We start from the raw sequence: 26,621 nt of genomic DNA on the forward strand, positions 1-26,621 counted from the left end.
GCTTTCGCGCCCGCAAGACGGAGCGCCGCCATTGCGTCCCGCCTGACTGCACGGTAGACCCGCCTACCGTGCAGTCAGGCGGGATTACTTGGTCCTGCCCCATGTCGTTCCCGTGGCCTTTCTCATCTCCCCCTCGAACCCGCCGGCGCCAGCTCTTGACGGCTCATAGGTTAAGTGGTTAATTAGTGAAGTAAGGAAGCAAATAACTAGAGGAGGTGTCATGACACCGAGACAAGATGGTCGCCCGATCTTCATGGTCCTGGCTGACCAGATTGCGGACGACATCCTCCAGGGCAATTACCCGGTGGACTCGGCTGTGCCCTCCACCAACGAGCTAGCGGCGTTCTACCGCATCAACCCCGCAACGGCAGGAAAAGCGCTGGGGCGGTTGGTCGACCAGGGAGTCCTGGTGCGGCGTCGTGGAATAGGAACGTTCGTGGATGCCAACGGTCCTGAAATTTTGCGTGAGGAACGCCGTAAGGCGTTCGACGAAGACTTCATTCGCCCGGCAGTGGCCGAGGCACAGCGACTCGGTTTGTCCCTGGACGACATGGTTGCGCTCATCAGAAAGGACACGCCATGAGTTCCCAAGCTCTACAGGCAGATCATCGAACGGGTGCTCCGTGGGACACGGGTCAGCAGGGCATTCAGATCAGAAACCTCAATAAGTCTTTCGGCAAGAAGCACGTGCTGAAAGACATCACCGTGGATTTCGCACCCAACCGGGTGCACGGGTTGCTCGGTGCGAACGGGGTGGGTAAGACCACGCTGATGGCCGTGATCCTGAATCATAAGTTCCGCAGTTCGGGAGAGGTCCTCATCGACGGTGAAGACCCCAGGGAAAACGCCAAAGTGCTGGAACGCACGTGCTTCATCCACGAGGACCAGAAGTTCCACGACGATGACACACCCACGTCACTACTGCGCATCCTCCCCAGGTTCTACCCCGAGTGGGACGCTGCGCTCGCGGAGCGGCTGGCCTCTCGGTTCCGGCTCCCCATGGGGACTCGGACGGTCAAGCTCTCGCGTGGTCAGCGCAGCGCGTTGGCCATTGTGATCGGGTTGGCCTCCAGGGCGCCGTACACGTTCATGGACGAGCCCTATCTGGGCCTGGATCCCGCGCACCGGAGCCTGTTCTACGAAGAGTTTGCGCGAGAGATCGCCGAACACCCCCGAACCGTGATTCTCTCCACGCACTTGATCGACGAGGTCTCGGATCTGCTGGAGAACGTGGTCATGCTCGAGGACGGGCAGGTCACTCTGAATGCGGACATCGACCATGCCAGGGACAGTGCCTTCGTGCTCCGAGGGCTCGAGCCCGTGGTCCGTGAACTGGTGGGGGAGCGGCAGGTTCTTCGCGAGCACCGACTGGGCAACATCCTTTCCGTCACGGTCGACGGCTCCGCCACCGACGACGATCACCGCCGCGCTGCACAATCCAACGTGTCGGTCGAGCCGGTCACCTTGCAGGAACTCGTAGCCGCTCGCGGAATGCGCGGCATGGACAACGCAGAAATGAGCTTGTGATGCAGTACGCACGCAGAAATCTCGCACTCTACGTCACCAACAGAAGCCAATCGTTCGTGGTTGCTCCGGCCATCCTGCTGATGGTGGCTGTCATCATGATCATCATCGGACTCATCATCGGAATCCGAACCGGTCTGCCGCTGCCGTCCGAGGTCAGCGAGGGATTCAAGTACAACCAGGCCATTTTCTGGGCGATCCCAGGGTTTTTGATCTCGCACGGTGCACTGACTGCCAACAGGGGATTCGCCGGATCGTTGGCATTCGGTAGCACCCGCCGAAACTTCTGGGCCGGAACAGCCATGGGATTCATGGTCACATCCTTGGTGGTCGTGGCAGTAGGCCTCGTCCTTCTGGCCATCGAATCCGCAACAGGGTATGGCGTGGGCGTCAGTTACCTGACCATCACGGCTTTGGATAATGGCAACCCGCTGATCGTGGCCGTCTCACTGTTCCTTCTGTGCCTCATGAGTCTGTTCGCCGGCATGAGCTTCGGCGGTATCTACCGCGCGCTCGGTGTGGTGTGGACCGTGATCTCAGTTGTGACAGTGGTACTCGTGGTCCTCGGGCTGGTTGCGATGATCGTGGCTTGGCCGGACTTCTGGATGGACATGGTGGCGAATCTAGGTCGGTGGACCGTCCCGCTGGGCCTGCTGATCGCCACCGTGATAGCGGCCATCGCGAGCCGGACCGTGGTGCGATTTGCGGAGATCTAGTCGCACCCTGGTAGCTGCGCACCTGCCAACGCCGCTCGCCCCTTCCCGGGGGCGGGTGGCGTCGGCGTCGTTCAAGGGGCCAATGCGTAACGTCTTAATGCACGGTAAAGCGGGCCACCAGGCCGTCAGACGTCATCGCCTGGCGCGTTGTGCAGGCCCTTGACGGGCAGCTGGCATCATGGGAGCCATGAGCCGTTCCGCATTCACCACGCACACCGCACACGTCAACGACGTCGACCTTGCCTATACCGATGAGGGCCAGGGCGCCCCGCTCGTGCTGTTGCACGGCCACGCCTACGACCGCTCCATGTGGGACGGTCAGGTCAAGGCCTTCAGCGAGCAAGGCTGGCGCGTGATCGCGCCGGACCTGCGTGGATTCGGTGAATCGGAGGTCACCCCCGGCATTGTGTACACGGAGGAATTCGTGGCGGACGTGATCGCACTGCTCGACGAGCTGCAGGTGCAGCGGGCGGTGCTGTTGGGCTTCTCGATGGCCGGTCAGGTGGCCATGCAGCTAGTCGAATCCCACCCGGAGCGCGTGAGCGCACTCATCATCAATGACACGGTCCCGCAGGCCGAGGACGCGGCGGGGCGGCGGCGTCGTCATGTGGCCGCGGACGGAATCGTGAGCGGCGGCATGGACGCGTACGGCGAGTCCGCGTTGCCCAAAATGATCTGGGAAGACAACGTCCAGCGGCTGCCCGAGGTCGCCAAGACCGTGCTCGAGATGATCCAGGCCTCGCCGCTCGAGGGCGCCACCGCGGCGATGCGCGGCCGCGCCGAACGCAACGACTTTGTCGAGACACTCAAGAACTTCGACAAGCCCGCCCTGGTCATCGCTGGCGACAACGACGCGTTCGACGGCGGCGCAGCCCAGCGCATGGCCGAGCTGCTGCCTCACGGCGAGTTGGCCGTGATCACCAACTGCGGCCACACCCCGAACATGGAGAATCCCGAGGAGTTCGACGCCGCTCTGGGCACGTTCCTCGGGAAACTCTCCTGACCCTCTCCACGGGGTTTGTTGGCTGGGGCCTTACTTGTTCCAGGCTCCGGCCAGCAGTTCCATGCCCTTGAGGACGTCCGCCTGGCGGGTGGCCACGGGGGAGATCATCAGTTCATCGGCATCCGCATGCTTGGCGAACCCTTCGAGGTAGTCGACCACGGTGTCAGGGGTTCCCACCGCCATGTACTTGAGCATGTGCAGGATCTGCTGCGCGGCGGGGGATGCCATGACCATATCCATCTCATCTTCGGTGAACTCGCGGCCGCGGCCCACCATCATGCGCACTCGGGCCCGCTGGGTGGCTTCGAGTTGACGAGCGGCGTCGTCGGCGTCCTCGGAGGCGATCACGTTGACCGCAGCGATCACGTACGGCTCGGCCAGCTGCTCCGAAGGCTGGAACTGGGTGCGGTAGGTGTTGACCGCGTCCACCAGGGCATCCGGGGCGAAGTGTGAAGCGAACGCATAGGGCAGACCGTAGGACGCGGCCAACTGCGCACCGAACAACGAGGACCCCAGGATGGTCAGCGGCACGTTGGTGTTGGCGCCGGGTGTTGCAGAGACTCCGGGGATGCGCGAGTTGCCGGTCAGGTAGCCCTGCAGCTCCTTGACGTCCTGCGGGAAGTTTTCAGCGGACTGAGGTGAGCGGCGCAGTGCCTGTAGCGTGCGCGGATCCGTACCGGGTGCGCGGCCCAGGCCCAGGTCGATACGCCCCGGGTAGAGCTCGGCCAGGGTGCCGAACTGCTCGGCAATCGTGAGCGGGGAGTGATTGGGCAGCATGACGCCGCCGGAACCCAACCGGATCGATTCCGTCTTGGACGCAATGTGCGAGATCAGCACGGCCGGCGCGGAGGACGCGATGGTGGGCATGTTGTGGTGCTCCGCATACCAAACGCGCGTGTATCCGAGCCGCTCGGCTTCCTGAGCCAGGGTCACGGAATCGGCGAAACTCTCACCCACGGACTGATTCTTGCGGACGGTTGCGAAATCAATGACGGACAGCGGTTGGCGCACGTAATACCTCACTTCTTGATGATGCTTTCTACGGGAAATAACGGCGTGCGAGGTCTACTAATTCCCCGCCGCGCCGCTGTTAGACTCAGCGACGATCCGCCAGTCAACTGCGTCCATGGGGAGGGTGCATGAGGTACACCGTGCGCAGTTCGTCTTCCCGGGTATCGGCGGAAGCCACGACCCGTGGGTAGGCACGCGGATCGCAACCCGCGCTGGAGCGTGTCTCGCGCGGCAGTTCTGGTCACCGGTCTGACCGCCTTTTCCGTGATCCTCGGCTTCGGTCGGGACATCGTGATTGCCGCGGTGTTCGGCGCCGGCGCCGGACTGGATGCCTACCTCGTGGCCCAAGGCCTGATGAACGTGGTGCTCGCCCTCATTGCGGATGCCATGGCCCGCTCGGTGACTCCCGTGACGGCCCGCCAGGCCGCCGAGGAGACGGGCAAGTGCCAAGGGCATCGAAGCTTCAACGTGGCCCTCACGGTCACCATGGTGATCCTGGGGCTCATAGCCGTTCTCGCGGGCATCTTCACCGGCCCGGTGACGGCCGTGATCGCACCCGGGTTCGGCCCGGAGCAGACTGCCATCACGGAACACCTGATGCGGATCGTGCTGCTGGCCACGGTGTTCATTGCCGGCACCAACCTGATCGCCTCGCTCGTGCAGGCTCACGGTCGTTTTGCATGGTCCGCGCTGGAGGGTGTCCCCTTCAACATTGTGATGATCGCGGCTGCGGGGTTGTTCGGGCCCGTGTACGGCATCGAGGCGCTCGCGTGGGGCTTCGTGATCGGCTCCGCGCTGCGGTTGTCCTTCCAGATCCCACCGCTGCGCACGCTGGGGACCAAACTGCGACCGAGCTTTGACCTCAAGGATCCGGGGTTCCGCGAAATCGCCCGGCTGGCCCCGCCCATGCTGGTGGGCACGGCGCTGACCAACGTGAACACCATGGTGGACCGCGCGGTCGCCTCCAGCCTGGACGAGGGCAGCATCACCGCGCTGTCCTACGGATGGCGACTGGTGCACTTGCCCGAGACGTTGCTGATCGCCTCGCTTCTGGTCCCGCTCTACCCGGCGTTGAGTGCATCGGCCAAGAACGCCCCGGAGCTGCGTCGGCTCGTGGGCAGGGGGCTTTGTGTCACGGTCACGGTGTTGACGCCCATCTGCGTGGTGCTCGCCGTGGGTGCCGTCTCGGTGGTCGACCTCGCGTTCGGTTACGGCGCGTTCGACGACACTCAGGTCGCCGTCACCGCCACCGCACTCCTTTGGTACACCCCCGCGTTGCTGGCCCTGGGTTGTCGGCAGGTCATCGTGCGGGCCTCCTACGCCGTGGGGGATTCCCGGTCTCCGGTGACCATTGCCATTATCGCGATGGTCATCAACGTGGTGGGTGACATCGTCCTGGGCCCGCTCATGGGCGTTGCGGGCATTGCCCTGGCCACCACGTTGTCGTTCATCTTCGCCGCGGTGGGTAATGGCTGGTTGCTTTACCGCAGGCATCACGGGCTGGAACCGGGCATGCTGCGCGGGCTCGTTGTCCGTGCGGTCCTGTTGGCCGCAATTGCCACCGTGGGGGCGCTGGCCCTGCAGACATTCGTGGTCGATCTACCGGCGTTCGTCATCCTCGCGACGATCACCGCTGGAGTCTTCGCGATCTACCTTTTGGGGCTGCTGTTCATGCGCGCCCCCGAGCGCACCGTGGTGACGGAGATGATCGGCGCCATGCGGCGCAAGAAGCGCGGCTAGCTCCGGCCAGGAAGCAAGCTCTGCAGCCGCTGGGTCACCAGATAGCCGGCCGGCGCGGGATCCTTGGGGTCCCACACACTGTGCCGTGCCCGCATGCCCCAGCGCAGAGTGTCCACGACGTCGCTCGCGAGCCCGCCGCGGCGCTCGCGGTTGGCGCGCCGAAGATCGCCGGCGAACCACGAGTAACGCACACCGGGGCGACCGTCGGAAAGGTTCGGCATGGGCTCTCCCAGCTCGGTACGGGCCCAAGCGTCGACCAGTCCCGGGCGGGCCTTTTCGGCCAGTGCCATAGAACCGTAGAAGCGGCCGTTGAGGTCGGTGAGGTGGGGAGCGCCGTCGTCACCGGTGAGGAACTGGAGTTCCACCAGGCCGGACCACCCGAGATCGCGCAGGAGGTCCTCGGAACGGGCGACCAGTTCCTCATCCACCGGGACCGTGACGGCTCGGGATGAGGCGCCGTAGGGCGTGGGGAACAGCCGCGGGCTGACCTGTTGAACGCGGGCGCGCAGGCGGCCCTCGTGGAAAATGCCAATGAGCGCACTGAGGCCGCCGTTGACGGGGCGCTGCAGGATGGGCTCGGCCCCGGCGTCCAGGATGCGCTCCACCTGGGACTGAGCGGAAGCGCTGTCCGCGAACAGTCGGGCGTCGATGCGGTGGGGGCGGGTCTGGCCCTGTGACCAGTGGGCACGGCACTTGACCACCACGGGCCCATGCCAGTTGGCGAGTTCCTCGCGCGTTGCGGCCACGGTGTAGGGAGCGGCCAATCCGGCTACTGCGGAAGCTTCCGCGAGGGTCACCTTGTCCAGGCCGGCGTGCACTGCGGACTTGTCGGGGTGGGGCACAACCGCGGGGATCTGGTCCTTGTATGCGGACAACGCGGCCATCCAGTCGTCACCGCCGCCGAAGACGATCTCGTAGGAGCCCTCCTCGATGGCGGCTTGAACTCCGTGCAGGAACGCGGAATCGTCCCCGCGAGGCTTGGGCACAAAATGATGCACGGAACTCGCTCGAGACGCCCCGGGCATTCCGCCGCCGATAGGCGTGCCGATTCCCACGTGCCACCCCGCGCGTCCAAGCGCGCGTGCACCCGTTAGAGCCCCCCGGTCGCGTCCCGTGCTGACGATCAATGCACGACGCTGTCTAACCATGTTTTGACAGTAGCAGTGGAGGTTACCAGTGGGTGAACAACCGGTTAACCATGTCGGGGGTGCTGCGTACGCTGGATGCATGACCAGGTTCGAGGTCAATGAATTGTTCTCCGTGCCCCGTGAACGTCAGGAACCGGCTCCCGGCGCGGTGCACCTTCCTGACTGGTTGAATCCCGAACGGCAGGCCCAGTTGGTCACGCAGTGTCGCGTGTGGGTCAGGGACTCTCCCATGCGCCACCAGGTGATGCCCGGCGGAGGCCGGATGTCCGTGCAGTCCGTAATGCTGGGGCGCAATTGGCGGCCCTACCGGTACGGGGCGAGTGCGGGTCCGGGGATCCAGGAGCTACCGGACTGGCTGGTGCACACGGGTCAGCGTGCCGCAGCGGACGCGTACGGGGAGCTCAGTGAGTTGGCGTTGAACTTCGAACCGGATTCCGCGCTGATCAACTACTACGACTCCCAGGCACACATGGGTATGCACCAGGACAAGGACGAATACTCGGCCGCGCCCATCGTGTCCCTGTCACTGGGGGACACGTGCGTGTTCCGGTTCGGTAATACTGAGACCCGCACCGCGCCCTATCAGGACATCGAACTGCGCTCGGGGGACCTGTTCGTCTTCGGCGGCCCGTCCCGGTACGCGTTCCACGGAGTGCCCAAGGTGTACCCCGGAACCGGTGGTCCGCAGTTGGGCATGAAGCACGGTGGCAGGCTCAACATCACGCTGCGGATGACCGGGGACGGGACTAGCGGAGGGTTTGGGCTTGAGAAGCGGGGCGGGTGAGGCGGGTCCGTTCAGATCCGGTGCGGCGGCCTCGGTGGAAATGCCAGACTGAACCCATGGACGCAGAGGCAGTGGATCGAGAACCCACGGACGAACAAGTGGATCGCTATCGGCTCTTGGCCGGTGACCACGCAGCGGGTGTGGGCGTGGTGTGTTCGCGGCACCGCGGCAAGGATCACGCGGCCACGGTCACCGCGTTCGCGGACGTCTCCTACGATCCGCCCACCATGCTCGTGTGTCTTTACGACATGGGGCGGATCTGCGAGGCCGTGGAAACCTCCGGTGTGTGGACCCTGAGTCTGCTGAACTCGTCCCAGCGTTCCGTGGCCAACTGGTTGGCCAGCCCCGGCAACCCCGTGGATGGGCTGCTCGACTCCGTCCCATTCCACCGCACCGAGGGTTCTGGGACCCCCGTGCTGGACGGCTCCCTGGCCTGGTTCGAGCTCGAAACCGTCTCGAGCCATACCGCTGCCACCCATGAGGTGTTCATCGGCCGCGTAGTGGCCATGGGTCGGGGCGAGGGCGCCGGTAACGCGGACGCGCCGCTCGTGCACTTTGCCAAGGAGTACCGCTCGCTGCGCTAGCCGCGTGGGGTGAAGCGGCCCCGTAAGCGCCGGTCGAAAGACAGTGATTGTGACGGACTGTTGCGCGGCGGGATGAATAAAACCGGTGCGGCCTGGAATTGTGGAGAGTCAGCCCCCGTTACAGCTACCACGTGCCTCACAGCCATCGAGGCCGTTCACCGCGTCCACTCCTCGGAAGGACTTTCCATGACAGATCAGCCCCGCAACGCAACCACCGGAGCGTCGCAGCCCGGCGCGGACACCGCTGATCTCATGTCGCCGGAACGTCATGAGCATGTTCTGGACAGCGTTCCCACCACCGGCAAAGAGGCGGAACATGCGTCCGCCAAGGTCGCGGACTTCGTGGCTCCCACGGAGGACCTGGTGGAAGACGAGAGCCTGATCAACGGTTTCAAGTCCGCCTTCGGGCAGCACCCGGCGGGAATCGCAATCATCACCGTGGCCGGGCCGGAGGGGCCGGTGGGCCTCACTGCGTCCTCGCTGTCGTCGATTTCCGCGCAACCGCCCATCCTGGGTTTCTCCCTGCAGGCCAAGCGGGGCTCGGCCGCGATCGTGGCCGACGCCGAGTCCTTCCTGGTGCACTTCCTGGACGCGGACAACGTGGACCTGGCCCGTGCCTTCTCAATTTCCGGCGCCCCGCGCTTTGGCGACGACATGCCGTGGGAGCAGCTACCCACTGGTGAACCACGCCTGTTGGGCGTGCGCCGTGTGCTGCGCGCAGTGCCGCTGGCGCGAGTCAAGGCGGGCCCCGCTCTGGTCTTCAACGCGGCCGTCGTGGAGAATTTGGGCGACGAGGGCTCGGGCGAACCCCTGGTGTACCACCAACGGCAGTTCCACGGGCTCAGCCAGCAGTCCGTGATCGACTACCAGATCTGAACGCGGGAACATCGCGAACCAGGGAGAACCAAGGGAAGAGGCCCCCAGTGAGCAATATCGAACCGGATCCTTCAGAGCAACTCTGCGGAGAGGATGAGCCCACGCAGGGCCTGGAGATCATCGTTCCCCGTGAGGTTCCGCTGGGTGGGCCGCGTGCCATGCAGGTGCGCAGGACCCTTCCCGCGCGCGGGCGCACCATGATCGGCCCGTGGTGCTTCGTGGACCATTACGGCCCCGATGACGTCAGTGAGACCGGTGGCATGAATGTTCCGCCGCACCCGCACACCGGGCTGCAAACGGTGTCGTGGCTGTTCACCGGCCGCATTGACCACGAGGACTCGGCCGGTCATCAGGCCACCGTGACCCCGGGCAGTATCAACCTGATGACCGCAGGTCGCGGCATCAGCCACACCGAATACTCCACCGCCGACACCACCGTGTTGCACGGTGCCCAGCTGTGGCTGGCGCTACCCGATGAATCCCGCGACACCGATCCTGGTTTCGAGGCCTACACCCCCGAGCCGCTGAGCGGTGACGACTGGGATCTGCGCGTGTTCCTGGGCGAATTCGCGGGGCAGCGCTCGCCGGTGCATTCGTTCCATCCCGTATTGGGCGCCGAGCTCGTGGTGGATGCCACCGAGCACACCGTGGAGGTCGAATTCGACCTCCACGAGGACTTCGAACACGGCGTGCTGCTGGACGAGGGTAAGACCCTGATTCAGGTGGACCCCGATGACGGCGGTCCCAGGGGAGTTCTCAAGACCGCTCAGCTGGCCCACCTCGCGACCGGTGCCCGCAAGTTGAAATTCCAGGTACCCCAGGGCGAGCAGGTCATCCTGTTGATCCTGGGCGGCACCCCGTTCGGCGAACAGATCACCATGTGGTGGAACCTTGTGGGCCGCTCCCACGACGAGATTGTCGCCTATCGCGATGCCTGGCAGTCCGCCATCAATGCCGACGACGCCCCGCCCGCTGCGGAGGCCGATCCGCACGGCAGGTTCCTGAGCGTCGTGGCCGATTCGCACCACGACGGCGCTCTTCCGGCGCCCAAGCTGCCCAACGTGCGGCTCAAGCCCAGGCCGTAGGGCGGCGTCGAAAACACTTAGGAGAACCCGATCCGCATCCGGATCGGGTTCTTCTATGATCTAGATCATATAAATAGTTTCCATGGAATTGGTTGACATCTCAACACAGGGGAGTAAAGTAGTTTCCGAAGCAAGCAGTTGTTCCCCGGGCCAACGGGGAGCGCGATATTTCTAAGGAGATTCCCTATGACTACTTTGAACGGCATGACCACCGGCACCTGGACCCTGGACCCCGCTCACACCGAGATCGGCTTCAGCGTTCGTCACGCAGGCATCTCCAAGGTGCGCGGCCAGTTCTCGGACGTCTCCGGCCAGCTCAACGTGGCTGAGGACGCAGCACAGTCCACCGGCGAGATCGTGGTGGGCATGGCTTCCGTGGACACCAAGAACGAAGCTCGTGACAACCACGTCCGTTCCGAAGAGTTCTTCGACGTGGAAAACCACCCGCAGATGACCTACAAGGTCACCGGCGTGGATCTGACCGACGGCGAAGGCACCGTGTCCGGTGAGTTGACCCTGCGCGGCGTGACCAAGCCGGTCGAGCTGAAGGCAGAGTTCAACGGCGTGGCCGTTGACGCCTTCGGAGTGACCCGTGCGGGCTTCACCGCCTCCACCTCGATCTCCCGCAAGGAGTTCAACGTGACCTGGAACGCGGCTCTCGAGGCCGGCGGCGTGATGGTGTCCGACAAGGTCAACATCGACCTGGACGTCGAGTTCACCGCTCCCGAAGCCAACTGATCCCGCACATGCGGTCACTGCGCGGGCCAGGGAGAGGGTCAGCGCAGTGACTGCACAATGAAGTACAGCAAGGGCACCAGGACAAGACCGAGCAGCGCAATGCGTCGCAACCGCACCTCCATGCGGGCGGCATTGATCTGACGCTTGTTCCCCCCATCGTCCTTGCGGTCTTCAATGAGCGGGGCGGTCCCGGTCGCAGCATCCTGCGGCCGGGACTTTTCCATGTCCGGAGTTGGCGCGGAGTCCTTCGGTGCCTGAGGCGAGTCAGAGGTGGTGTCCCCGGCATTCCCGCTGTTGGCGGGATCTACGGGGTCAGGTTCTGGATCCGGTTGCCGCGATGGCGTGGCCACGGTGTGCCTCCTGGGCTGAGAAATCTACGGTCGCGTGACTGGGGTCAGCGCCATCTGGTGGTCATGATCAGCCCCGTCATCATGAAGACCAGGCCGATGATGAGGTTCCACACGTTGATCCCCGGGATGGGCAGGGTGCCCTGGAACAGGTAATACACGATGATCCACAGCAAGCCCACGATCATCAGGCCGATCATGATCACCTTGTACCACAGGGGAGTCGGCTGGGGGTCGCCGGTGCGATCGCGCTTGGCCGCTTTCCGCAGAGCCTTCTTGCTCTTCTCGACGTCCAGCTCATCGGTGCCGTCTGCCGTGGCCGAGGTGGAGCCGGAAGTGTCGCGGGCGATCGACTTTTCGAAGGCTTCCGCGTGACGATTGCGCGGCAGGTTCTCGGCGGCCAGTTCGGTCAGCTGACGATCCTTGTCCGTGAGCGCGTACTTCTGGTTGGATTCCAGGGAGTCGCGGGACTTACCGAATCGCTTCTTGGGCTGAGACACTACTGATCATTCCTCCTGCTGCGTGGGACGTGCGGGGGCCGGGCCCTCCACGGTACGCATTGCGAGCTTGAGACGCCGTGGGCGTGAAACCGGCGTTCAGTCTATCCGCTCGCGCGGGCGTAGACTTGCGCGATAGTTCCGTCTAATCGCCTTGTACGCGCAGGAGTAGCTTTCGTGTCCGTGAAGATTCTCGTGGTGGATAACTACGACAGCTTTGTCTACACCCTGGTGGGATACCTCCAGCAGTTGGGCGCCGAGACCACGGTGATCCGCAACGACGACCTGGATGTTGCCGCCGTGACCGCCCTGGCCGGCGAGCACCAGGGCGTTCTGCTGTCCCCGGGTCCCGGTGCGCCGGTGGATTCCGGGGTGTGCCCCGACCTGATCCGCTGGGCCGAACAGACCAAGACCCCGTTGCTGGGTGTGTGCCTGGGCCACCAGGCTCTGGGCGAGGTGTACGGCGCCAGCGTGGGTCACGCGGCCCAGCTGATGCACGGCAAAACCTCACAGCTCGTCCACCACGGCACCAGCGTGTTCACATCCGTGCCTTCCCCGTTCACGGCCACGCGGTACCACTCGCTGGCCGTCGACGCCGCCACGGTCCCGGATTGCCTCGAGGTCACCGCGACCACCGAGGACGGGCAAGTGGTCATGGGCCTCAAGCACCGTACGGCCCCCCTGCATGGCGTGCAGTTCCACCCCGAATCCGTCCTGACCGAGGGCGGCTACCTCATGCTGGGTACCTGGCTGGAAGAAGTGGGCCAGGAAGGCGCCGCGGCGGCGGCCGCGGGGCTGTCCCCGCTCATGACTGCCTGAGCTACGCCCTTCAGGGAACCAACCGTTGCGGGCTCGGCAAACGCGGAGCCGCCACAACTCTGAACGGTCACAACGCTAGTCGGCCACAACACGAGGTGGCCACAACCAGAACGCCGGGCTCCCCACGGAAGGGGAGCCCGGCGTTCTCGTGTGTCACCCGATCAGCGAGACCGCGTGGGAGCAGGAGTCGGCCTCTCGCCTTGCTCTTCCGAGTCATTACCGGTCGACTCAGGTTCGGTGGACGGTGTGGGCTCGGCCGAGGTGGGTTCCTCGGTCGGCTCGTCACTGGGCTCCGGCGTGGGAGTGGGTGTGGGTGTGGGTGTGGGAGGCGGTGTGACCTGCCGCGCAATGGTCAGCGTGACGGTGGAGCCTTGGGTCACCGAGGAACCGGCCGGAGCGGACTGCTCGAGCACGGTGTCCGTGGCCTCGTCCTCGGAATCCCGAACTGCCACGTTGAAATTCAACTGCACGTCGTCGGCGCGTAGCGCGTTTTCTGCCTCGGCGCGGGACATGCCCACCACATCCGGCACGGTGACCCGGCCGGTGGAAACCTGCAACTGCACCGGGCTGTCCTTCTCGACAGATGTGCCGCCAGCGGGGTCGGTGGACATGACGACGTTCTCAGGAACGGTGGCGCTGTTCGAGGTGCTGACCACGCCCACGCTCAATCCGGCCTCGCGCAGCGAGTTCCGGGCGTTGTCCAGGCTTTGCCCGACCAAGTCGTTGGGCACGTCCACGTTCCCCGGACCATCGGAGACGGTTACCGCCACGGTGGAACCTGCCTCCACCCTGGTGCCCGAGGAGGGATCCATCTCTATGACGTGCTTCTCCGGAACGGAATCGCTGTTTTCAGTGCTGAATGTGGGCTCGAGGTCGGCATCACGCAGCGTGTTCTCCGCGGTGGTGCGGTCCATTCCCTCGACCTGGGGCACGGACACCATGGTCGGTTGTGCCACTTGTTGGTTCTGCCACCACTGCACGCCCACGACGCCGCCAATGCCCAGTCCCGTGATGAGCAGGACGATCAGAACGGCGGGGAGGATCCAACCGTGGCGGCGTTTCTTGTCGCGCGGGTTTGCTTGCGAGCCCGCAACGCCCGCAGCGCCCGTTCCGGCCGGGACGTCCTCCGTGTCCTCATCCGGGTCGAGTTCATAGTGCACCGGATCCTCGCCCGAGTACGCCGGTTGTTCGGCGGTTTCACTGCGCCCCGCGGCCACCACAGCACCAGCGGCAGCCCCGGCTCCCACCGCGGGCAGGGTCTTGGTACTGGTCTCCGCGGTCTTGGTCGGGTCCATGGCCTGCGTGGCCTCGAGATCGTCCGGCAACTCCACGAGAACTGTACGAAGCGCGCGACGCATCTGAGCGGCGTCCGAATAGCGATGGTCCCGGTCCTTGGCCAGTGCCTTCTCCATGAACCGGTCCACGGACTTGGGCAGCTGGGGATTCAGAGCGGACGGAGCGGGAGGTGCATCTCGCACGTGCTGGGCGGCGATAGCCACCGAGGACTCACCCACGAACGGCGCGCGACCGGTGAGCATTTCGAACAGCACACACGCGGCGGAATAAAGGTCTGACCGTGGATCCACCGCGGCCCCGCGAGCTTGCTCGGGAGACAGGTACTGTGCGGTGCCCAGGACGGCCTGCGACTGTGTGAGGGCGGCCTGGGTGTCCTCCACGGCGCGCGCAATACCGAAGTCCATGACTTTGACCCCGCCGTCCGGGGTCACTTTCACATTGGCGGGCTTGATGTCGCGGTGCACAATGCCCGCGCGGTGGCTGAAAGACAGGGCATCGAGAATTCCGAACATGTACTCGATGGCTTGTTCGGGATCGATGCCCTTGCCATGGATCAGCTCCCGCAGGGTCTGCCCGGGCACGTACTCCATCACAATGTAGGGCCGTGTCACGCCGTCCGGGCCCTGCGGTTTGATCTCACCGGTGTCGTAGATGGACACGATGGTGTGGTGATTGAGCGAAGCCACTGCCTGGGCCTCGCGTTGGAACCGCTCGTGGAACGTATCGTCCGCGGCGAGTTCGGGCCGCAATACCTTGATGGCTACGCGACGCCCTAAACGGGTGTCCTCACCCAGGTGCACGGTGGCCATTCCACCGCGACCGATGACCTCACCGACCTTGTACCGGTCGTTGATCAGGTCAGGCATTGCGGGCAGTGCCATACCGGGTCACCCCTCGGTTCCGGTGCCGTTACCGGAACCCTGATCGGCGCCAGGGGCACCTTGCTGGCCCTGAGCGGCATCAGATCGCGGAGCCTCGGCCACGCTCTGCAGCTGGCCGTCCGCGGGTGACGACGCCGCGGCCTCGGCCGGATCGGCAGCAGCTTCAGCTGCCGGGGTGGCCGGGGAATCAGCGGCTTCCGGTTCCTGGGGAGCCTGCGTGGGCTCGGCCGGTTGCGGAGCCTGAGTCTGCTCCGGTGCCTGGTTCTCCGTGGCCGGGGAATCCTGCGCCGGGGCATCCGTATTCTGCTGGCTGCCGCCGCCGTTGGTGTCAGCTTCGGGTGACCACGCCACGTACAAGATCACGGTGGAACCGACCTCCACCTCGGTACCGGCCTCCGGGTCCGAAGAGATCACGGTGCCGTCAGGGTTGCCGCTGCCCTGCTGCAGACGTTTGTCCACGTTCACACCGAGCTGAGCGATCTCATTCGCGATCTCATCACCGTCCTCGCCCACAATGCTCGCGGGCAGGGTGACCATTTCGGCGTTCGGGCTCGCGGTGGAGGACGTCACGGTGCCCTGCGGGGTCGAATCGCCGTCGTCACGATTTCCCAGGGCCCAGAGACCGAAAATCAGACCTCCCAGCAGGAGGAGCACCAGGGGCAACGCCCAGGGCCACGCGGACTTGCGGCGACCACTCGATGCGGAACCGCCCTTGCCGGCGCCGTCGGAATGATCGACGGCGTCGAACTGTGCCGTGGAGGGGTGTGCGCTGTACTTGGGATCCGGCCTGTTCGCGGCGGCTACGGAACCAACGACCGCGGGGGCGGCCGCCGAACCCGTGGACCGCGGCATGGGACGAGTGCGGTCGTCCTTGACCGGAGTCATGGCCTCGGTGGGCTGGCCCTCGCCCTCGGGGTCGGTGAGGAACTGAGACATTCCGGGAACCATGGCCACGGCGGACTTCACATCATTGCGCCGCAGTGCATCCACCGCGTTGGCGAGCTTGCCGGCGTTCTCCGGACGATCCTGCGGATCCTTGGCGAGCATGGACATGATCAGGGCACGCACCGGCTCCGGAATGCTGTCCGGAAGCGGCGGCGGCGGATCATTGACCTGCGCCAGGGCAATGGCAATTTGGGACTCGCCGGTGAATGGGCGTTTGCCCGCCAGCAGCTCGTAACCGATGATGCCCAGCGAATAGATGTCGGACGAACCCGTGGCGGTCTGACCCGTGGCCTGCTCGGGAGCCAGGTACTGAGCGGTGCCCATGACCTGCCCGGTAGCCGTCAGGGGTACTTGATCGGCCAAACGAGCAATGCCGAAGTCCGTGACCTTCACCCGGTTGTCCGGGGTGATGATCAAGTTACCGGGCTTCACATCACGGTGCACCAGCCCTTGCGCGTGCGCGGCAGCCAACGCACGGGCTGTCTGGCCGATGTAATTGAGCACCGTGTCCGGTTCGAGGGACTTCTTGCGATCAATCACATTGGACAGCGGATCACCGGGGACCAGCTCCATGACCAGGAACGCTGAGCCCTCGTCCTCGCCGTAGTCGAAGACATTGGCCACGCCGGGGTGGTTCAGCAGGGCGGTGTGTCGCGCCTCGGCACGGAACCGCTGCAGGAACGTGGGATCCCCGTTGTATTCGTCCTTGAGGATCTTGACGGCCACAATGCGGCCCAGGACCTGGTCTTTAGCTTTCCAGACCTCTCCCATGCCGCCAATGGCGATACGTTCTGTGAGCGCATAGCGGCCGCCCAAAATGGTGTTCGACGATGGTCTCACTGGTTCAACACCGCCTCAAAGAGTTGCTTAGCGCTCGGACTGGTCAATTGTGCACCGGTAGTTACGTCAACATCTTCGATAACCACTGCCACCGCAATCTGGGGGTCGTTGGCGGGCGCAAAACCAGTGAACCACGAGTCGTTCAATCCTGCTTCGGTTCCCACCTCTGCGGTACCCGTTTTGCCGCCGACTTCCACGCCGGGAACGGATGCGCCACCGGCGATACCGTCACTCACGACCTGCACCATGAGGTCCTTGACGGTTTGTGCGGTCTCCGGGTCGGTGGACCGGCGCAGCTGTTCGGCCTCGAAGTCCTGGATCACGGACAGGTCCGAGGAACGCACCGTCTTCACCAGCTGGGGCTTCATCATCATCCCGTCGTTGGCGATCGCGGCGGACATCATGGCCACCTGCAGGGGAGTGGCGCGTACGTCGTACTGGCCAATGGAGGACAAAGCGAGCTGGGAATCATTCATGTCCTCCGGGAAGAGTGAAGGGGTTACCTGCAGCGGGATGGACAGGTCTTGCCCGTACCCGAAGTTCTCTGCGGTGTCTCGGATAGCGTCCTGGCCGAGATCCATGGCGATCGAGGCGAACGGCGTATTGCAGGACTGTTCCAGTGCGAATTCCAGATTCACCTCGGTGCGGGCCGCGCAGCCGCCCTGGCGGTAGTTGGGCAACGTGACCGTGGTGCCGGGCAGCGGCAGCTCCGCCGGGTTGGGCAGGGTGGAATCGGTGTCGTACTGACCGGACTCCAGAGCTGCCACGGTGTCGATGATCTTGAACGTGGAACCCGGTGAGTACAGGTCCCCGGCAATTGCGCGGTTCTCGAGCGGCTTGTCCGGATCGCTGTTGAGCTCTTCCGCGGCGGAGACCACCTCGTCCGCGTCGTGGGATGCCAAACGGTTGGCGTCATAACCGGGGCTGGAAGCCATGGCCAGGATTTCACCGGTCTGCGGGTTCACGGCCACGATCGATCCCTTGTGGCCTTCCAACGCGTCGTGCGCGGTGCGCTGCAGTTCGGGATCCAGCGTGAGTTCCACTGAGGCGCCGGTGGGCTGGTTCCCCGAGAACAGGGATACCACGCGGTTGTAGAACTGCTCATCTGAGGCCCCGGAGAGCTGCTCACCCATGGCCGCTTCCAGGCCGGTAGCGCCGTAGACCAGGGAGAAGTACCCGGTCAGGTGCGCGTATAGCGGCGAGGACTCGTACACGCGCTGGTGCTCGAAATCGTCCTGGGAGGGAACCGACTTGGCGATCTCCTCACCGCCCACCAGGATGGATCCGCGATCCGATCCGAACTGCTCGTACAGGGCGCGGTTGTTCCAGGGGTTGGCCTCAAGCGACTTGGCGGCGAAGAACTGCACGTAGGTCAGAGCCAGGAGAAGGACCATCACAATGGCCACGGACGCGAACCACAGTCGTCGGATGGACGTGTTCATTGTGTTCCCCCTTCCGAGGACGAGTTGGATCGGTTGGGCGGCGTGGAGCCGGAGCGGCCACTGATCCGAGAAATGACCTCGGTCGCGGTGCCGGTGTCGTTGCTGGTGTCCCGCGTACCCGCGAGCGAGGAGGACAGCTCGGTGGTGGGCTCGGAATCCCCGAGATCATTCTCCGAGTCCTGCTCGTCACGGCCGGCCTTCACATGAGCCTCGAGCTCCGCGTAGTCCTCGTCAGTGGCCGGCCCGGTCAGGACGGGGCGGCGCGCGGTGTGCGAGATGGCCAGCAGAACCGCGGTAATGATCCAGTTGGACAGCAATGACGAACCACCTGCGGACATGAACGGGGTGGTCAGGCCGGTCAGCGGCAGTAAGCGGGTCACACCGCCGATGACCACGAGCAACTGAATGATCATGAGGGCGGACAATCCCGCGGCCAACAGCTTGCCGAATGCATCGCGGGTACCCAGGGCCGCACGCAGACCGCGAGTGGCGAACAGCAAGAACATGCACAGGATGGCGCCCAGCCCGATCAGACCGAGCTCCTCACCGAAGGCCGTAATGATCATGTCCGAGTTGGCATACGAGACCAGGTCTGGGCGGCCCTGGCCCAAGCCCTGACCGAACAAACCACCGGAGGCCAGGCCGAAAAGCCCCTGCACGATCTGGCCGGAGCCACCTGGAGAGCGGTTGTAGACCTCGGGCTCAAAGGCGTTGAGCCAGGAATCCAGGCGCAGGCTCACGTGGGAGAAGATGCGACTCGCCACGAAACCGCCCACCACCATCAGGCCCACGCCCAGGACGATCCATCCCATGCGGCCGGTGGCCAGATAGATCATGACCAGGAACAGCCCGAAGAAGAGGATCGCGGTGCCCAGGTCACGCTGCAGCACCAGGACACCAATGGCGATCAACCACGCGGCGAACATCGGTGCGATGTCCTTGAAACGCGGCAGTCGTACCGGGCCGATCTTGCGGCCGGCCAGCATGATCAGGTCGCGGTTGGTGGACAGGTAGCCGGCGAAGAAGATGGCCAGCGTGATCTTCGCGATTTCACCGGGCTGGAAAGTGCGCCCGGCCACGGAGATCCACAAACGGGCGCCGTTGATCTCCACGCCCAGGCCCGGGACCATCGGCAGGAGCAGGAGCAACGCGGACAGCAGAAGAGAAATGTAGGTGATCTGGCGGAGACGGCGGTGGTCCTTGAGGAACCAGAGCACCGCGCAGGCAACGACCATGGCCAGACCGGTCCAGACCACCTGGGTGTCGGATGCCGTCTGGCCCGTGGACAGGTCGATGCGGTGGATCATCGCCAGGCCCAGCCCGTTGAGCGTCACGGCGATGGGCAGTAAATAGGGATCCGCGTAGCGAGCTCGGATCCACAGCACCACGTGAATCAGGAGACCGCCACCGGCGAGAACCGCGCCGCTGGTGATGATGCGGGCCGGGTCCTCGGTGAGCTGATCGGGGTCCACCATGATGTTCGCGCCGATTCCGATGGCCAGGGCCACGAGCAACAGAAGTAGCTCGGTGATCCGCCGGGGCTTGGGCTTGACCTGTTCCTCGGGCGCATTGGAGGGAGCGTTCGTTACGGTATTGCTCACGATCCATCACCCTCGGTGGTCTCGGGAGTGGCCGACGGCGAGCGAGGGTCCTCCGGGGTCGGAGTGATCACCGTGACGCGCCCGGTGGGCTGGGGGCTCGGGCTGTCGTCTTCATCGGAGGCAAGCTCGTTCACGATGCGTTCGGCCTCTTGGTGGCTACCCGCGGGAATGGTTCCGCGCACCCGCTCCTGGACGTAATTGGGTAGGTTGTCCACCTCTATGGTCGTGGTGCTGTCCAGATCGCTCAGGCTGATGGGGCCCAGGCTCTGGGAGACGCCGTTGTAGATGGCCACCTTGCCCTCGTTCTCACCCACGTAGTACTGCGAGGAGGTCCAGGATTTGGCGGCCCATCCGCCGAGTAGCAGCGCCAGTGCTGCGAGCCCCACGATTCCGATGAGTAATGCACGACGCCGCTTGCCACCCTTGCGCTGGCTCCGCTCACCGAACAGGGCGTTGCGGACTTCATCAGGGTCCGAGGGGACGTCCAAGGTGGAGGTGCGCAACAGGGTGGCCCGGCGCTGGGCCACGGAGTCCGTGACCGTGGGGATCCTGCCGGTCTGGGTGGCATTGGCCGCCGCGCCCACCAGCAGGTGGGGTCGTTCTGAAAGGTCCCTGCGCAGCGCAGCCGCCGAGGACTCCTTGGTTTCCTCAGGGGTGCGGTGATTGTCCGAATAACCTGCACCGGCCACGGGCGAGTCGAGACTGGAGTTCCACAGCTCTTCATCGGCCAGTTGTTCGTCCGAGGTGCGGCTGTCATCGGGGATGGCACCCACGGTCTCCCCGGTGGTGGGGGCCGGTTCGCTTCCCTGGGGGATCTCCTGGATTTCTGCCACGACCACGGTCACGTTGTCCGGCGCGCCTCGGTCCAGGGTGAGTTCCACCAGGGAGTTCGCAATCTGGTTGAGGTCCCCGGTGGAACGCATGATCGATTCAATGGTTTGGGAGTTGACCACCGCGTTGAGGCCGTCCGAGCACAGCAACCACCGTTCGCCCACCTCGGGGGTCAGGGTTTGCACTTCGAGTTCAGGGGAGGCATCCACGTCACCCAAAACGCGCATGAGCACGTTCTTGTGGGGGTGGCTCTCGGCTTCTTCAGGGCGCAACCGGCCCTCGTCGATGAGCCGCTGGACAAACGTGTGGTCCGTAGTGACCTGGCTGAAACCCTGGGTCTCGGACCAGCGGTAAGCGCGGGAGTCCCCGATGTGGGCCACGGAGATCGTGTCGCCGTCGATCAGCAGGGACGTCACGGTGGTTCCCATGCCGCCCAGACGGGGATTGGTCTGGACCAGCTTGGCCAGGTTCTGGTTGGCGTTCTGGATCTCATCCGCCAGGACTGTTTCGGCCTCGCCATCGTGGCCCGCGTGATCCAGGTGGGTCAGGTCGATCACGGCGGACGCCGATGCGACGTCGCCGCCCACGTGACCACCCATACCGTCAGCGACCACGGCCAGGTATCGACCCGCGTACGCGGAATCGTCGTTCTTGGAACGGATCCGGCCGACGTCGGAGCGTGCGGCAAAACGGAAAGCAATGGGCATGGGTTAGTGCCTCAGTTCCATGACGGTACGCCCCACCTTGAACTGAACGCCCGGTTCAACAGCTGCCGCTCGCGTGAGTTGCTGGCCTTGAACGAACGTACCGTTGGTGGAACCCAGGTCCTCGAGGAACCAGCGAGATCCCTGGGGGAAAAGTCGGGCGTGGCGGCCAGAAGCGTAGTCGTCCTCGAGGGGAACCGTGGCCTCGTTGGAACGGCCCAGAAGAACGGGTGCGGAGCCGAGCTGAAAGCTGCTTCCGGCAAGGGGCCCGTCGATGATCATCAGATTCTGGGGGCGGTGCCGAGTGCCACCGGTGGTGGTGGGGGCGGGTCCGCTGCCCGCCGGTTGTTTGGCCGGGCGATCCTTGCGGGCCCCGCGCTTTTTACGGGCGCTGTCCACTGCCGCGCGGGCCCTGTTGCCGACAGCCAGGTCGCGGGCCTGGGAAGCGATCACGGCGAAAATAAAGATCCACAGTAACGCCAAGAACCCAAAGCGTAACAGCGTGATGGTCAGTTCAGACACGTCAGCGCCCTTCCTTGGGGACTAGCAACCGGAACACCAAACGGGTTCGACCCATGGTAATCACGGATCCGTTGACCAACTCGGCGCGACCCTGCACGCGTTCACCGTCAACGTAGGAACCGTTGGTCGAACCGAGATCCACGGCTACGTAGTGCTGGCCTTGTTGACGGATTTCCAAGTGCTTGCGGGATACGCCGGTGTCTTCCACCGTGATGTCCGCCTCCGTGGAGCGGCCCACGCTCACGCTCGGGGCGTTCAATGAGAAACGCTCGCCGCTGACCTCGATCACGGGAACATAGCCCACCGGGGATTGAGGCTCGGGGCGCGGCGCGGGGGATGCTGCGGCGTCGAACGGGGCAGAGTGAGGCTCCTGGCGAGGTGCGGGCGGCGGTTCCGGCGCCTGCACGGAGGCCGACGCCGCTCCGGCGGAGCTGCCCGCCCCGGGTCCGGTATCCGTGCGTTCGGACGAGGACACGATCTGGAATTCCCCGGCCTCGAGGTCAGGGTTGCGAATGAAGCTGACCCGAACCGCGCCCTGCAACGTATACGCCTGTGACCTGGCATGACGAATGATTACATCGCACAATTCTTCGGCCAATTGGGTGCCCCATTCTTGGGCACGAGGGAAATCGTCGTCGGAGAACTGCACGGTGAAAACGTTGGGAGCCATGGTGCGGCCCCCGGAGATGGTGAACGATTCCTGATCAAGTTCACGGCGCAGGGCGCTTGCGATCTCCACTGCTTCTACCCGCTTACGGGAACCCGCGGTGAAAGCGGTGCGTACGGCCTTTTCGATACCGCTTTCCAAACCGGTCCAAAAACCCACTGCCGCCTCCTTCCGCGCCAATCCGTGGCGTTGTCGTGTGCGCGCCAACCGGAGAAAGGCAGGCGTGTGACGCTGAGTAGTCCCCAGAATAGTAGACACCGTGGCTGAGTGGCCGGTGAAAAGCCGCGAGGGGGAAGATGGCTTTCATTCGGAGCGAAGTCGCGTGTGAAATCTTCCGCCACATAGCGGGCAAGGAGGATAATTGAATCATGAAGCACACTGAGAAAATTCTGACCCTGAGTTCCTCCGCTGTGATCGGTGCGCTCCTGCTCACCGGCTGCGGAGGGGATAACAACGAACCCGCTGCCGAGGCACCCGCCGAGACCACGGCCGCGGTTCCCGAGAACGAGTCCACCGCGGAGATCACCGACGATCCCAGCGACGGTCAGGCTTCCACACCCACCGAGGACTCTTCGGGCTCCGCAGCGGCAAGCGACGAGAACGGTGGGCAGGCTGCATCGCTGGCCGCCGTTGACACCCTGCTCGCCAAGTACGAAGGCGGTGACGTGGTGGAACTCGATTATGACCGCCGCGAAGACGTGTTCGAGGCTGACGTGATCCAGGATGACACCAAGCACGAGGTCACTCTGGACGGCGCGGGTGAGAACATCACCGAAGAGCGGGAAGACGGTACGCCGGACCAGGAGGATACGGACGAGCTGGGCAAGGCATCCATTTCGATCAAGGAAGCCATCGAGAGTGTCTTCGATGAAGCGTCATCGCAGGATGGCACCGTGTTGTTTGATGACGCCTCCCTCGATGAGGACAACGGAACCCTCAACTGGGAGGTCGAGCTGGACATCAACGACAACGACGCCACTTACTACGTGGACGCCAACACCGGCACGGTGAACAGCAACAACTAGTTCTCACCGCTCACCGGAGCGTTGAGAGCCGCGGCTCTGCCCTGATTTGTCGATCGACATCGACTCAGGGCAGGGCCGCTGCCAGTTCCACTGCCTGTTTGATGGCTCGCTTGGCGTCCAATTCGGCAGCTACGTCCGCTCCGCCGATCACGTGCACGGGCCGAGAGTCATCCGCCAGCTCCACGGCCAGCTCATTGCGGGATTCCTGTCCCGCGCACAGCACTACCGTGTCCACCTCAACCAGGGTTTCCGTTCGTGGGGTTTCCAGGGCCACGCCGCCGCCTTCCGCCCCGGCACGGCCACTCGGTTCCGGGGTGGGTACGGTGATACGAACGCCCCGGTCGGTGATTTCCTGGTATTCCACTCCGGTGATGAACTCCACGTTGGCCATGCGTAGTTCCAAACGGTGGATCCAACCCGTGGTGGGGCCCAAGCGTGAACCCGGTTTGGTGATACTGCGCTGCAGCACGGTGACCTGCCGCAACGGGGGCTCGGGTGCCGGTGCCAAGAGACCGCCGGGGGCTTCCAGCGAGCGGTCAATGCCCCATTCGGAATAGAAGTCCGCGGAAGGGTTGTGCGTGAGGAAGTGCGCGACGTCGTACCCGATGCCACCCGCACCGATCACCGCCACGCGCTGGCCCACGGGGGCACCATCCAGGACGTCCTTGTAGCCGAGTACCGTGGGGCCGGTGTCGCCGAGGATGCCGGGCTGACGGGGGTGGACCCCGGCGGCAACGACCACCCGGTCCGCAAAAGCGAGGTCCTGGGTGGTGGCCCGGTGACCGGTGCGGACCGTGACACCCAGCTCGGTGAGCCGGGTGCTGAAGTAACGAATCGTGTGCCCGTAGTCCTCCTTACCCGGAATGCGTCGGGCCAGCTGGAACTGACCACCGAGTTCTGCCTGCTCCTCGAACAACGTGACGCGATGACCGCGCTCCGCGGCGGCCTCTGCGAACGCCAAGCCCGCGGGGCCCGCACCCACCACGGCAATCTGTTCGGCCGTGCGCGTGGGGCCGAGAATCAGCTCTGTTTCGCGCATGGCCTGCGGGTTGACCAAACAGGACATGCGCTGGCCCGTGAAGGTGTGGTCCAAGCACGCCTGGTTGCAGGCAATGCACGTGTTGATCCGATCCGGCTGCGCCTCGCGCGCCTTAGCGACGAACGCGGCGTCGGCCAGGAATGGACGCGCCATGCACACGAGGTCTGCATCCCCGCGGGACAGTACCTCTTCGGCAAGCTCGGGGGTGTTGATGCGGTTGACGGTGGAGATCGGGATGCTCAGGTTCTCACGCAGGGCGTGGCTGACCCACGTGAACCCCGCTCCGGGCACGCTCGTGGCAATGGTCGGAATGCGGGCTTCGTGCCAGCCGATGCCCGTGTTGATGATGGAGGCACCGGCTTCTTCCACCTCACGGCCCAGGGCCAGTACGTCCTCGAACTCTTGGGCATCGGGCACCAGATCGAGGGCGGACAGCCGGTACATGATCAGGAAATCCGGGCTGGTGCGCTCGCGGACGCGTCGCACGATCTCGGTGGCGAAGCGGCGTCGGGCCTGGGGTGAGCCACCCCAGCGGTCGGTGCGCTGATTCGTGTGCTCGACCAGGAACTCATTGATCAGGTAGCCCTCGGAACCCATGATCTCCACGCCGTCGTAGCCGGCCTGCTGGGCCAGCTGTGCCGCGTGCGCGAAGTCCTCGATGGTGCGTTCCACCTCACTGTCGGACAGCTCTCGCGGCGTCACCTTATTGATGGGGGCGCGGATGGGCGAGGGTGCAACGGCGTGCTCGTGCATGCCGTAGCGGCCGGAGTGCATGAGCTGCAGGGCGATCAGGCCGCCCGCCTCGTGGACGGCCTGGGTCACCACATGGTGACGAGGGAGTTGATCCTCGGAACTGAGGTGGGCGCCGTTCTTGCGTGTGGCTCCCTCGGCATTGGGGGACACACCGCCGGTGACGATGAGACCCGCGCCGCCGCGGACGCGCTCCACGTAGAAAGCCGCAAGTTCATGTTCACCGCCGTCCTTTTCTTCCAGGCCGGTGTGCATCGATCCCATGATCACGCGGTGCGGGAGGGTTGTGGAACCCACGGTGAGGGGGGACAGTAAGTGGGGATAGGGCGCAGTCATCCGATACTCCAAGTCTCAGGTACTTACCCCAAGACTATGCGATGAGTGACCGGCGTCACTAATTACTCCGCGGGCGAACCCTTGTTCCTGGTGGAGTGTTCGCGAACTTGTTATTATGAATACATCAAAATAAACCGCACCACGAGGCGGCACGTTTCATACGCCGGGTGCACAAGGAGGTTCACATGGCTAAGAAGTCCAACAAGAACGCCAGCTACACCGTTCCGGGTCTGACCACCACCGAGGGCCACGCTCTCGCTGACACGTTGCAGCAGCGTCTGAACGCTTTGAACGACCTGCAGCTCACGCTCAAGCACGCTCACTGGAACGTGGTGGGCCCCAACTTCATCTCCGTCCACGAAATGCTGGACCCGCAGATCGAAACCGTTCGCGGCTTCGTGGACGAGGTTGCCGAGCGGATGGCCACCATGGGCGTCTCGCCCAACGGCCTGCCGGGCGCCATCGTTTCCTCGCGGAAGTGGGACGACTACGACGTGATGCGCGCTACCGGTGTGGAGCACCTTGCCGCACTGGATCTGGTCTACTCCGGCGTGATCAAGGACCACCGCAAGGCCATTGAGAAGGCCGGCAAGGTGGACCCGATCACCGAGGACATGCTGATCGGCCAGGTCAAGGAACTCGAATTGTTCCAGTGGTTCATGCGCTCGCACATCGAGTCCGTGACCGGAACCCTGGAGAACTCCAGCGCCAGCACCGAGAAGGGCGCGGCCAAGTCGGTTGCAGCGGACAAGTCGGGTAAGTCGACCAAGTCCACTAAGGCCGCCAAGTCCAGCAAGTCGGACAAGAAGAGCGACAAGAAGTCTGACAAGAAGAAGTAACGTTCTTCCCGTCTAACGCTGAGGGCCCGGA

25 protein-coding genes are annotated in these 26,621 nt (G+C 64.4%); 13 read left to right on the forward strand and 12 right to left on the reverse strand.

The window, feature by feature from the left end; genetic code table 11:
* Window positions 1-220: 220 nt before the first annotated feature.
* The 4 genes from ABD283_RS03090 (at window position 221) to ABD283_RS03105 (ending at window position 3,243) form a co-directional block, all read left to right on the forward strand.
* On the forward strand, window positions 221-583 hold the full coding sequence (locus ABD283_RS03090; RefSeq protein ID WP_095798586.1) for a GntR family transcriptional regulator: 363 nt from the start codon (window positions 221-223) through the stop codon (window positions 581-583).
* Window positions 580-1,527 carry an ATP-binding cassette domain-containing protein gene (locus tag ABD283_RS03095; RefSeq protein ID WP_259913051.1) on the forward strand — a complete coding sequence of 316 codons (948 nt, stop codon included), beginning with the start codon at window positions 580-582 and terminating at the stop codon, window positions 1,525-1,527. The genes ABD283_RS03090 and ABD283_RS03095 overlap by 4 nt, the downstream gene beginning before the upstream one ends.
* Window positions 1,527-2,240 carry a hypothetical protein gene (locus ABD283_RS03100; RefSeq protein WP_344223578.1) on the forward strand — a complete coding sequence of 238 codons (714 nt, stop codon included), beginning with the start codon at window positions 1,527-1,529 and terminating at the stop codon, window positions 2,238-2,240. Before ABD283_RS03095 ends, ABD283_RS03100 begins: the two co-directional genes overlap by 1 nt.
* A gap of 187 nt (window positions 2,241-2,427) precedes the next feature.
* Window positions 2,428-3,243, forward strand: a complete 816-nt coding sequence (locus ABD283_RS03105; RefSeq protein WP_259913049.1) for an alpha/beta fold hydrolase — start codon at window positions 2,428-2,430, stop codon at window positions 3,241-3,243.
* Window positions 3,244-3,273: 30 nt separating this feature from the next.
* Here the strand turns inward: ABD283_RS03105 and ABD283_RS03110 are convergent, their stop codons facing one another.
* On the reverse strand, window positions 3,274-4,254 hold the full coding sequence (locus ABD283_RS03110; protein ID WP_315276564.1) for an LLM class flavin-dependent oxidoreductase: 981 nt from the start codon (window positions 4,252-4,254) through the stop codon (window positions 3,274-3,276).
* A 183-nt stretch (window positions 4,255-4,437) separates the two neighbouring features.
* Here ABD283_RS03110 and murJ point away from each other — a divergent pair, with 183 nt between their 5' ends.
* The gene (gene murJ / locus ABD283_RS03115) at window positions 4,438-5,994 is read left to right on the forward strand and encodes a murein biosynthesis integral membrane protein MurJ (protein ID WP_344223579.1); all 1,557 of its coding nucleotides are present in this window, start codon (window positions 4,438-4,440) and stop codon (window positions 5,992-5,994) included.
* Here murJ and ABD283_RS03120 read toward each other — a convergent pair.
* Complete coding sequence (locus tag ABD283_RS03120; protein ID WP_259913046.1) at window positions 5,991-6,980, reverse strand: ATP-grasp domain-containing protein; 990 nt, start codon at window positions 6,978-6,980, stop codon at window positions 5,991-5,993. The two genes, murJ and ABD283_RS03120, sit on opposite strands and share 4 nt — an antisense overlap.
* A gap of 241 nt (window positions 6,981-7,221) precedes the next feature.
* Between ABD283_RS03120 and ABD283_RS03125 the strand changes: the two genes are divergently transcribed.
* From ABD283_RS03125 to ABD283_RS03145, 5 genes are all read left to right on the forward strand, one after another.
* Window positions 7,222-7,926, forward strand: coding sequence for an alpha-ketoglutarate-dependent dioxygenase AlkB family protein (locus ABD283_RS03125; RefSeq protein ID WP_344223580.1), 705 nt, complete (start codon window positions 7,222-7,224; stop codon window positions 7,924-7,926).
* Between the two features lie 56 nt (window positions 7,927-7,982).
* Complete coding sequence (locus tag ABD283_RS03130) at window positions 7,983-8,510, forward strand: flavin reductase family protein (protein WP_259913040.1); 528 nt, start codon at window positions 7,983-7,985, stop codon at window positions 8,508-8,510.
* 186 nt (window positions 8,511-8,696) lie between these two features.
* Complete coding sequence (locus ABD283_RS03135; RefSeq protein ID WP_259913038.1) at window positions 8,697-9,386, forward strand: flavin reductase family protein; 690 nt, start codon at window positions 8,697-8,699, stop codon at window positions 9,384-9,386.
* 47 nt (window positions 9,387-9,433) lie between these two features.
* On the forward strand, window positions 9,434-10,471 hold the full coding sequence (locus tag ABD283_RS03140; protein WP_259913032.1) for a pirin family protein: 1,038 nt from the start codon (window positions 9,434-9,436) through the stop codon (window positions 10,469-10,471).
* Window positions 10,472-10,657: 186 nt separating this feature from the next.
* Window positions 10,658-11,209 (forward strand): YceI family protein, encoded by a 552-nt coding sequence (locus ABD283_RS03145; protein WP_315276521.1) that lies wholly within the window; start codon window positions 10,658-10,660, stop codon window positions 11,207-11,209.
* 38 nt (window positions 11,210-11,247) lie between these two features.
* On the opposite strand, the gene ABD283_RS03150 is transcribed toward ABD283_RS03145, so the two are convergent.
* The gene (locus ABD283_RS03150; RefSeq protein ID WP_259913025.1) at window positions 11,248-11,559 is read right to left on the reverse strand and encodes a hypothetical protein; all 312 of its coding nucleotides are present in this window, start codon (window positions 11,557-11,559) and stop codon (window positions 11,248-11,250) included.
* A gap of 44 nt (window positions 11,560-11,603) precedes the next feature.
* A complete protein-coding gene (locus ABD283_RS03155) occupies window positions 11,604-12,056 on the reverse strand; it encodes a cell division protein CrgA (RefSeq protein WP_259913023.1) in 453 nt (150 codons plus the stop codon).
* A gap of 174 nt (window positions 12,057-12,230) precedes the next feature.
* Between ABD283_RS03155 and ABD283_RS03160 the strand changes: the two genes are divergently transcribed.
* Window positions 12,231-12,872 (forward strand): anthranilate synthase component II, encoded by a 642-nt coding sequence (locus ABD283_RS03160; RefSeq protein WP_259913021.1) that lies wholly within the window; start codon window positions 12,231-12,233, stop codon window positions 12,870-12,872.
* Between the two features lie 161 nt (window positions 12,873-13,033).
* Here the strand turns inward: ABD283_RS03160 and pknB are convergent, their stop codons facing one another.
* From pknB to ABD283_RS03195, 7 genes are read right to left on the reverse strand one after another with little or no spacing between them, the layout of a single operon-like run.
* Window positions 13,034-15,049 carry a Stk1 family PASTA domain-containing Ser/Thr kinase gene (gene pknB, locus ABD283_RS03165; protein WP_344223581.1) on the reverse strand — a complete coding sequence of 672 codons (2,016 nt, stop codon included), beginning with the start codon at window positions 15,047-15,049 and terminating at the stop codon, window positions 13,034-13,036.
* A 6-nt stretch (window positions 15,050-15,055) separates the two neighbouring features.
* On the reverse strand, window positions 15,056-16,834 hold the full coding sequence (locus ABD283_RS03170) for a protein kinase domain-containing protein (protein WP_344223582.1): 1,779 nt from the start codon (window positions 16,832-16,834) through the stop codon (window positions 15,056-15,058).
* Window positions 16,831-18,276, reverse strand: coding sequence for a peptidoglycan D,D-transpeptidase FtsI family protein (locus ABD283_RS03175; RefSeq protein WP_344223583.1), 1,446 nt, complete (start codon window positions 18,274-18,276; stop codon window positions 16,831-16,833). The genes ABD283_RS03170 and ABD283_RS03175 overlap by 4 nt, the downstream gene beginning before the upstream one ends.
* Complete coding sequence (locus ABD283_RS03180; RefSeq protein ID WP_344223584.1) at window positions 18,273-19,877, reverse strand: FtsW/RodA/SpoVE family cell cycle protein; 1,605 nt, start codon at window positions 19,875-19,877, stop codon at window positions 18,273-18,275. The genes ABD283_RS03175 and ABD283_RS03180 overlap by 4 nt, the downstream gene beginning before the upstream one ends.
* Window positions 19,874-21,415: a PP2C family protein-serine/threonine phosphatase gene (locus ABD283_RS03185; protein ID WP_344223585.1), complete on the reverse strand. Its 1,542-nt coding sequence runs from the start codon at window positions 21,413-21,415 to the stop codon at window positions 19,874-19,876. The genes ABD283_RS03180 and ABD283_RS03185 overlap by 4 nt, the downstream gene beginning before the upstream one ends.
* A 3-nt stretch (window positions 21,416-21,418) precedes the next feature.
* Window positions 21,419-21,934: an FHA domain-containing protein FhaB/FipA gene (locus tag ABD283_RS03190; protein ID WP_259913009.1), complete on the reverse strand. Its 516-nt coding sequence runs from the start codon at window positions 21,932-21,934 to the stop codon at window positions 21,419-21,421.
* A 1-nt stretch (window position 21,935) separates the two neighbouring features.
* Entirely contained in the window at window positions 21,936-22,760 is an 825-nt protein-coding gene (locus ABD283_RS03195; protein ID WP_259913007.1) for an FHA domain-containing protein, read from the reverse strand.
* Window positions 22,761-22,969: 209 nt separating this feature from the next.
* On the opposite strand from ABD283_RS03195, the gene ABD283_RS03200 reads away from it, so the two are divergent.
* The gene (locus ABD283_RS03200) at window positions 22,970-23,626 is read left to right on the forward strand and encodes a PepSY domain-containing protein (protein WP_315276516.1); all 657 of its coding nucleotides are present in this window, start codon (window positions 22,970-22,972) and stop codon (window positions 23,624-23,626) included.
* Between the two features lie 64 nt (window positions 23,627-23,690).
* Here ABD283_RS03200 and ABD283_RS03205 read toward each other — a convergent pair whose 3' ends face one another.
* The gene (locus ABD283_RS03205; protein WP_344223586.1) at window positions 23,691-25,751 is read right to left on the reverse strand and encodes an oxidoreductase; all 2,061 of its coding nucleotides are present in this window, start codon (window positions 25,749-25,751) and stop codon (window positions 23,691-23,693) included.
* Between the two features lie 185 nt (window positions 25,752-25,936).
* Between ABD283_RS03205 and ABD283_RS03210 the strand changes: the two genes are divergently transcribed.
* Window positions 25,937-26,590 carry a Dps family protein gene (locus ABD283_RS03210; protein ID WP_259913000.1) on the forward strand — a complete coding sequence of 218 codons (654 nt, stop codon included), beginning with the start codon at window positions 25,937-25,939 and terminating at the stop codon, window positions 26,588-26,590.
* The last annotated feature ends 31 nt before the right edge of the window (window positions 26,591-26,621 follow it).

The organism is Kocuria atrinae (assembly GCF_039531425.1).
Taxonomy (GTDB): Bacteria; Actinomycetota; Actinomycetes; order Actinomycetales; family Micrococcaceae; genus Kocuria; species Kocuria atrinae.

Coding starts and splice junctions, on each gene's coding strand:
- ABD283_RS03210 (WP_259913000.1), top strand. CDS start 25,937: ATGGCTAAGAAGTCCAACAAGAACGCCAGCTACACCGTTCCGGGTCTG.
- ABD283_RS03135 (WP_259913038.1), top strand. CDS start 8,697: ATGACAGATCAGCCCCGCAACGCAACCACCGGAGCGTCGCAGCCCGGC.
- ABD283_RS03105 (WP_259913049.1), top strand. CDS start 2,428: ATGAGCCGTTCCGCATTCACCACGCACACCGCACACGTCAACGACGTC.
- pknB (WP_344223581.1), bottom strand. CDS start 15,049: ATGGCACTGCCCGCAATGCCTGACCTGATCAACGACCGGTACAAGGTC.
- ABD283_RS03125 (WP_344223580.1), top strand. CDS start 7,222: ATGACCAGGTTCGAGGTCAATGAATTGTTCTCCGTGCCCCGTGAACGT.
- ABD283_RS03200 (WP_315276516.1), top strand. CDS start 22,970: ATGAAGCACACTGAGAAAATTCTGACCCTGAGTTCCTCCGCTGTGATC.
- ABD283_RS03100 (WP_344223578.1), top strand. CDS start 1,527: ATGCAGTACGCACGCAGAAATCTCGCACTCTACGTCACCAACAGAAGC.
- ABD283_RS03175 (WP_344223583.1), bottom strand. CDS start 18,276: ATGAACACGTCCATCCGACGACTGTGGTTCGCGTCCGTGGCCATTGTG.
- ABD283_RS03145 (WP_315276521.1), top strand. CDS start 10,658: ATGACTACTTTGAACGGCATGACCACCGGCACCTGGACCCTGGACCCC.
- ABD283_RS03130 (WP_259913040.1), top strand. CDS start 7,983: ATGGACGCAGAGGCAGTGGATCGAGAACCCACGGACGAACAAGTGGAT.
- ABD283_RS03095 (WP_259913051.1), top strand. CDS start 580: ATGAGTTCCCAAGCTCTACAGGCAGATCATCGAACGGGTGCTCCGTGG.
- ABD283_RS03090 (WP_095798586.1), top strand. CDS start 221: ATGACACCGAGACAAGATGGTCGCCCGATCTTCATGGTCCTGGCTGAC.
- ABD283_RS03205 (WP_344223586.1), bottom strand. CDS start 25,751: ATGACTGCGCCCTATCCCCACTTACTGTCCCCCCTCACCGTGGGTTCC.
- ABD283_RS03185 (WP_344223585.1), bottom strand. CDS start 21,415: ATGCCCATTGCTTTCCGTTTTGCCGCACGCTCCGACGTCGGCCGGATC.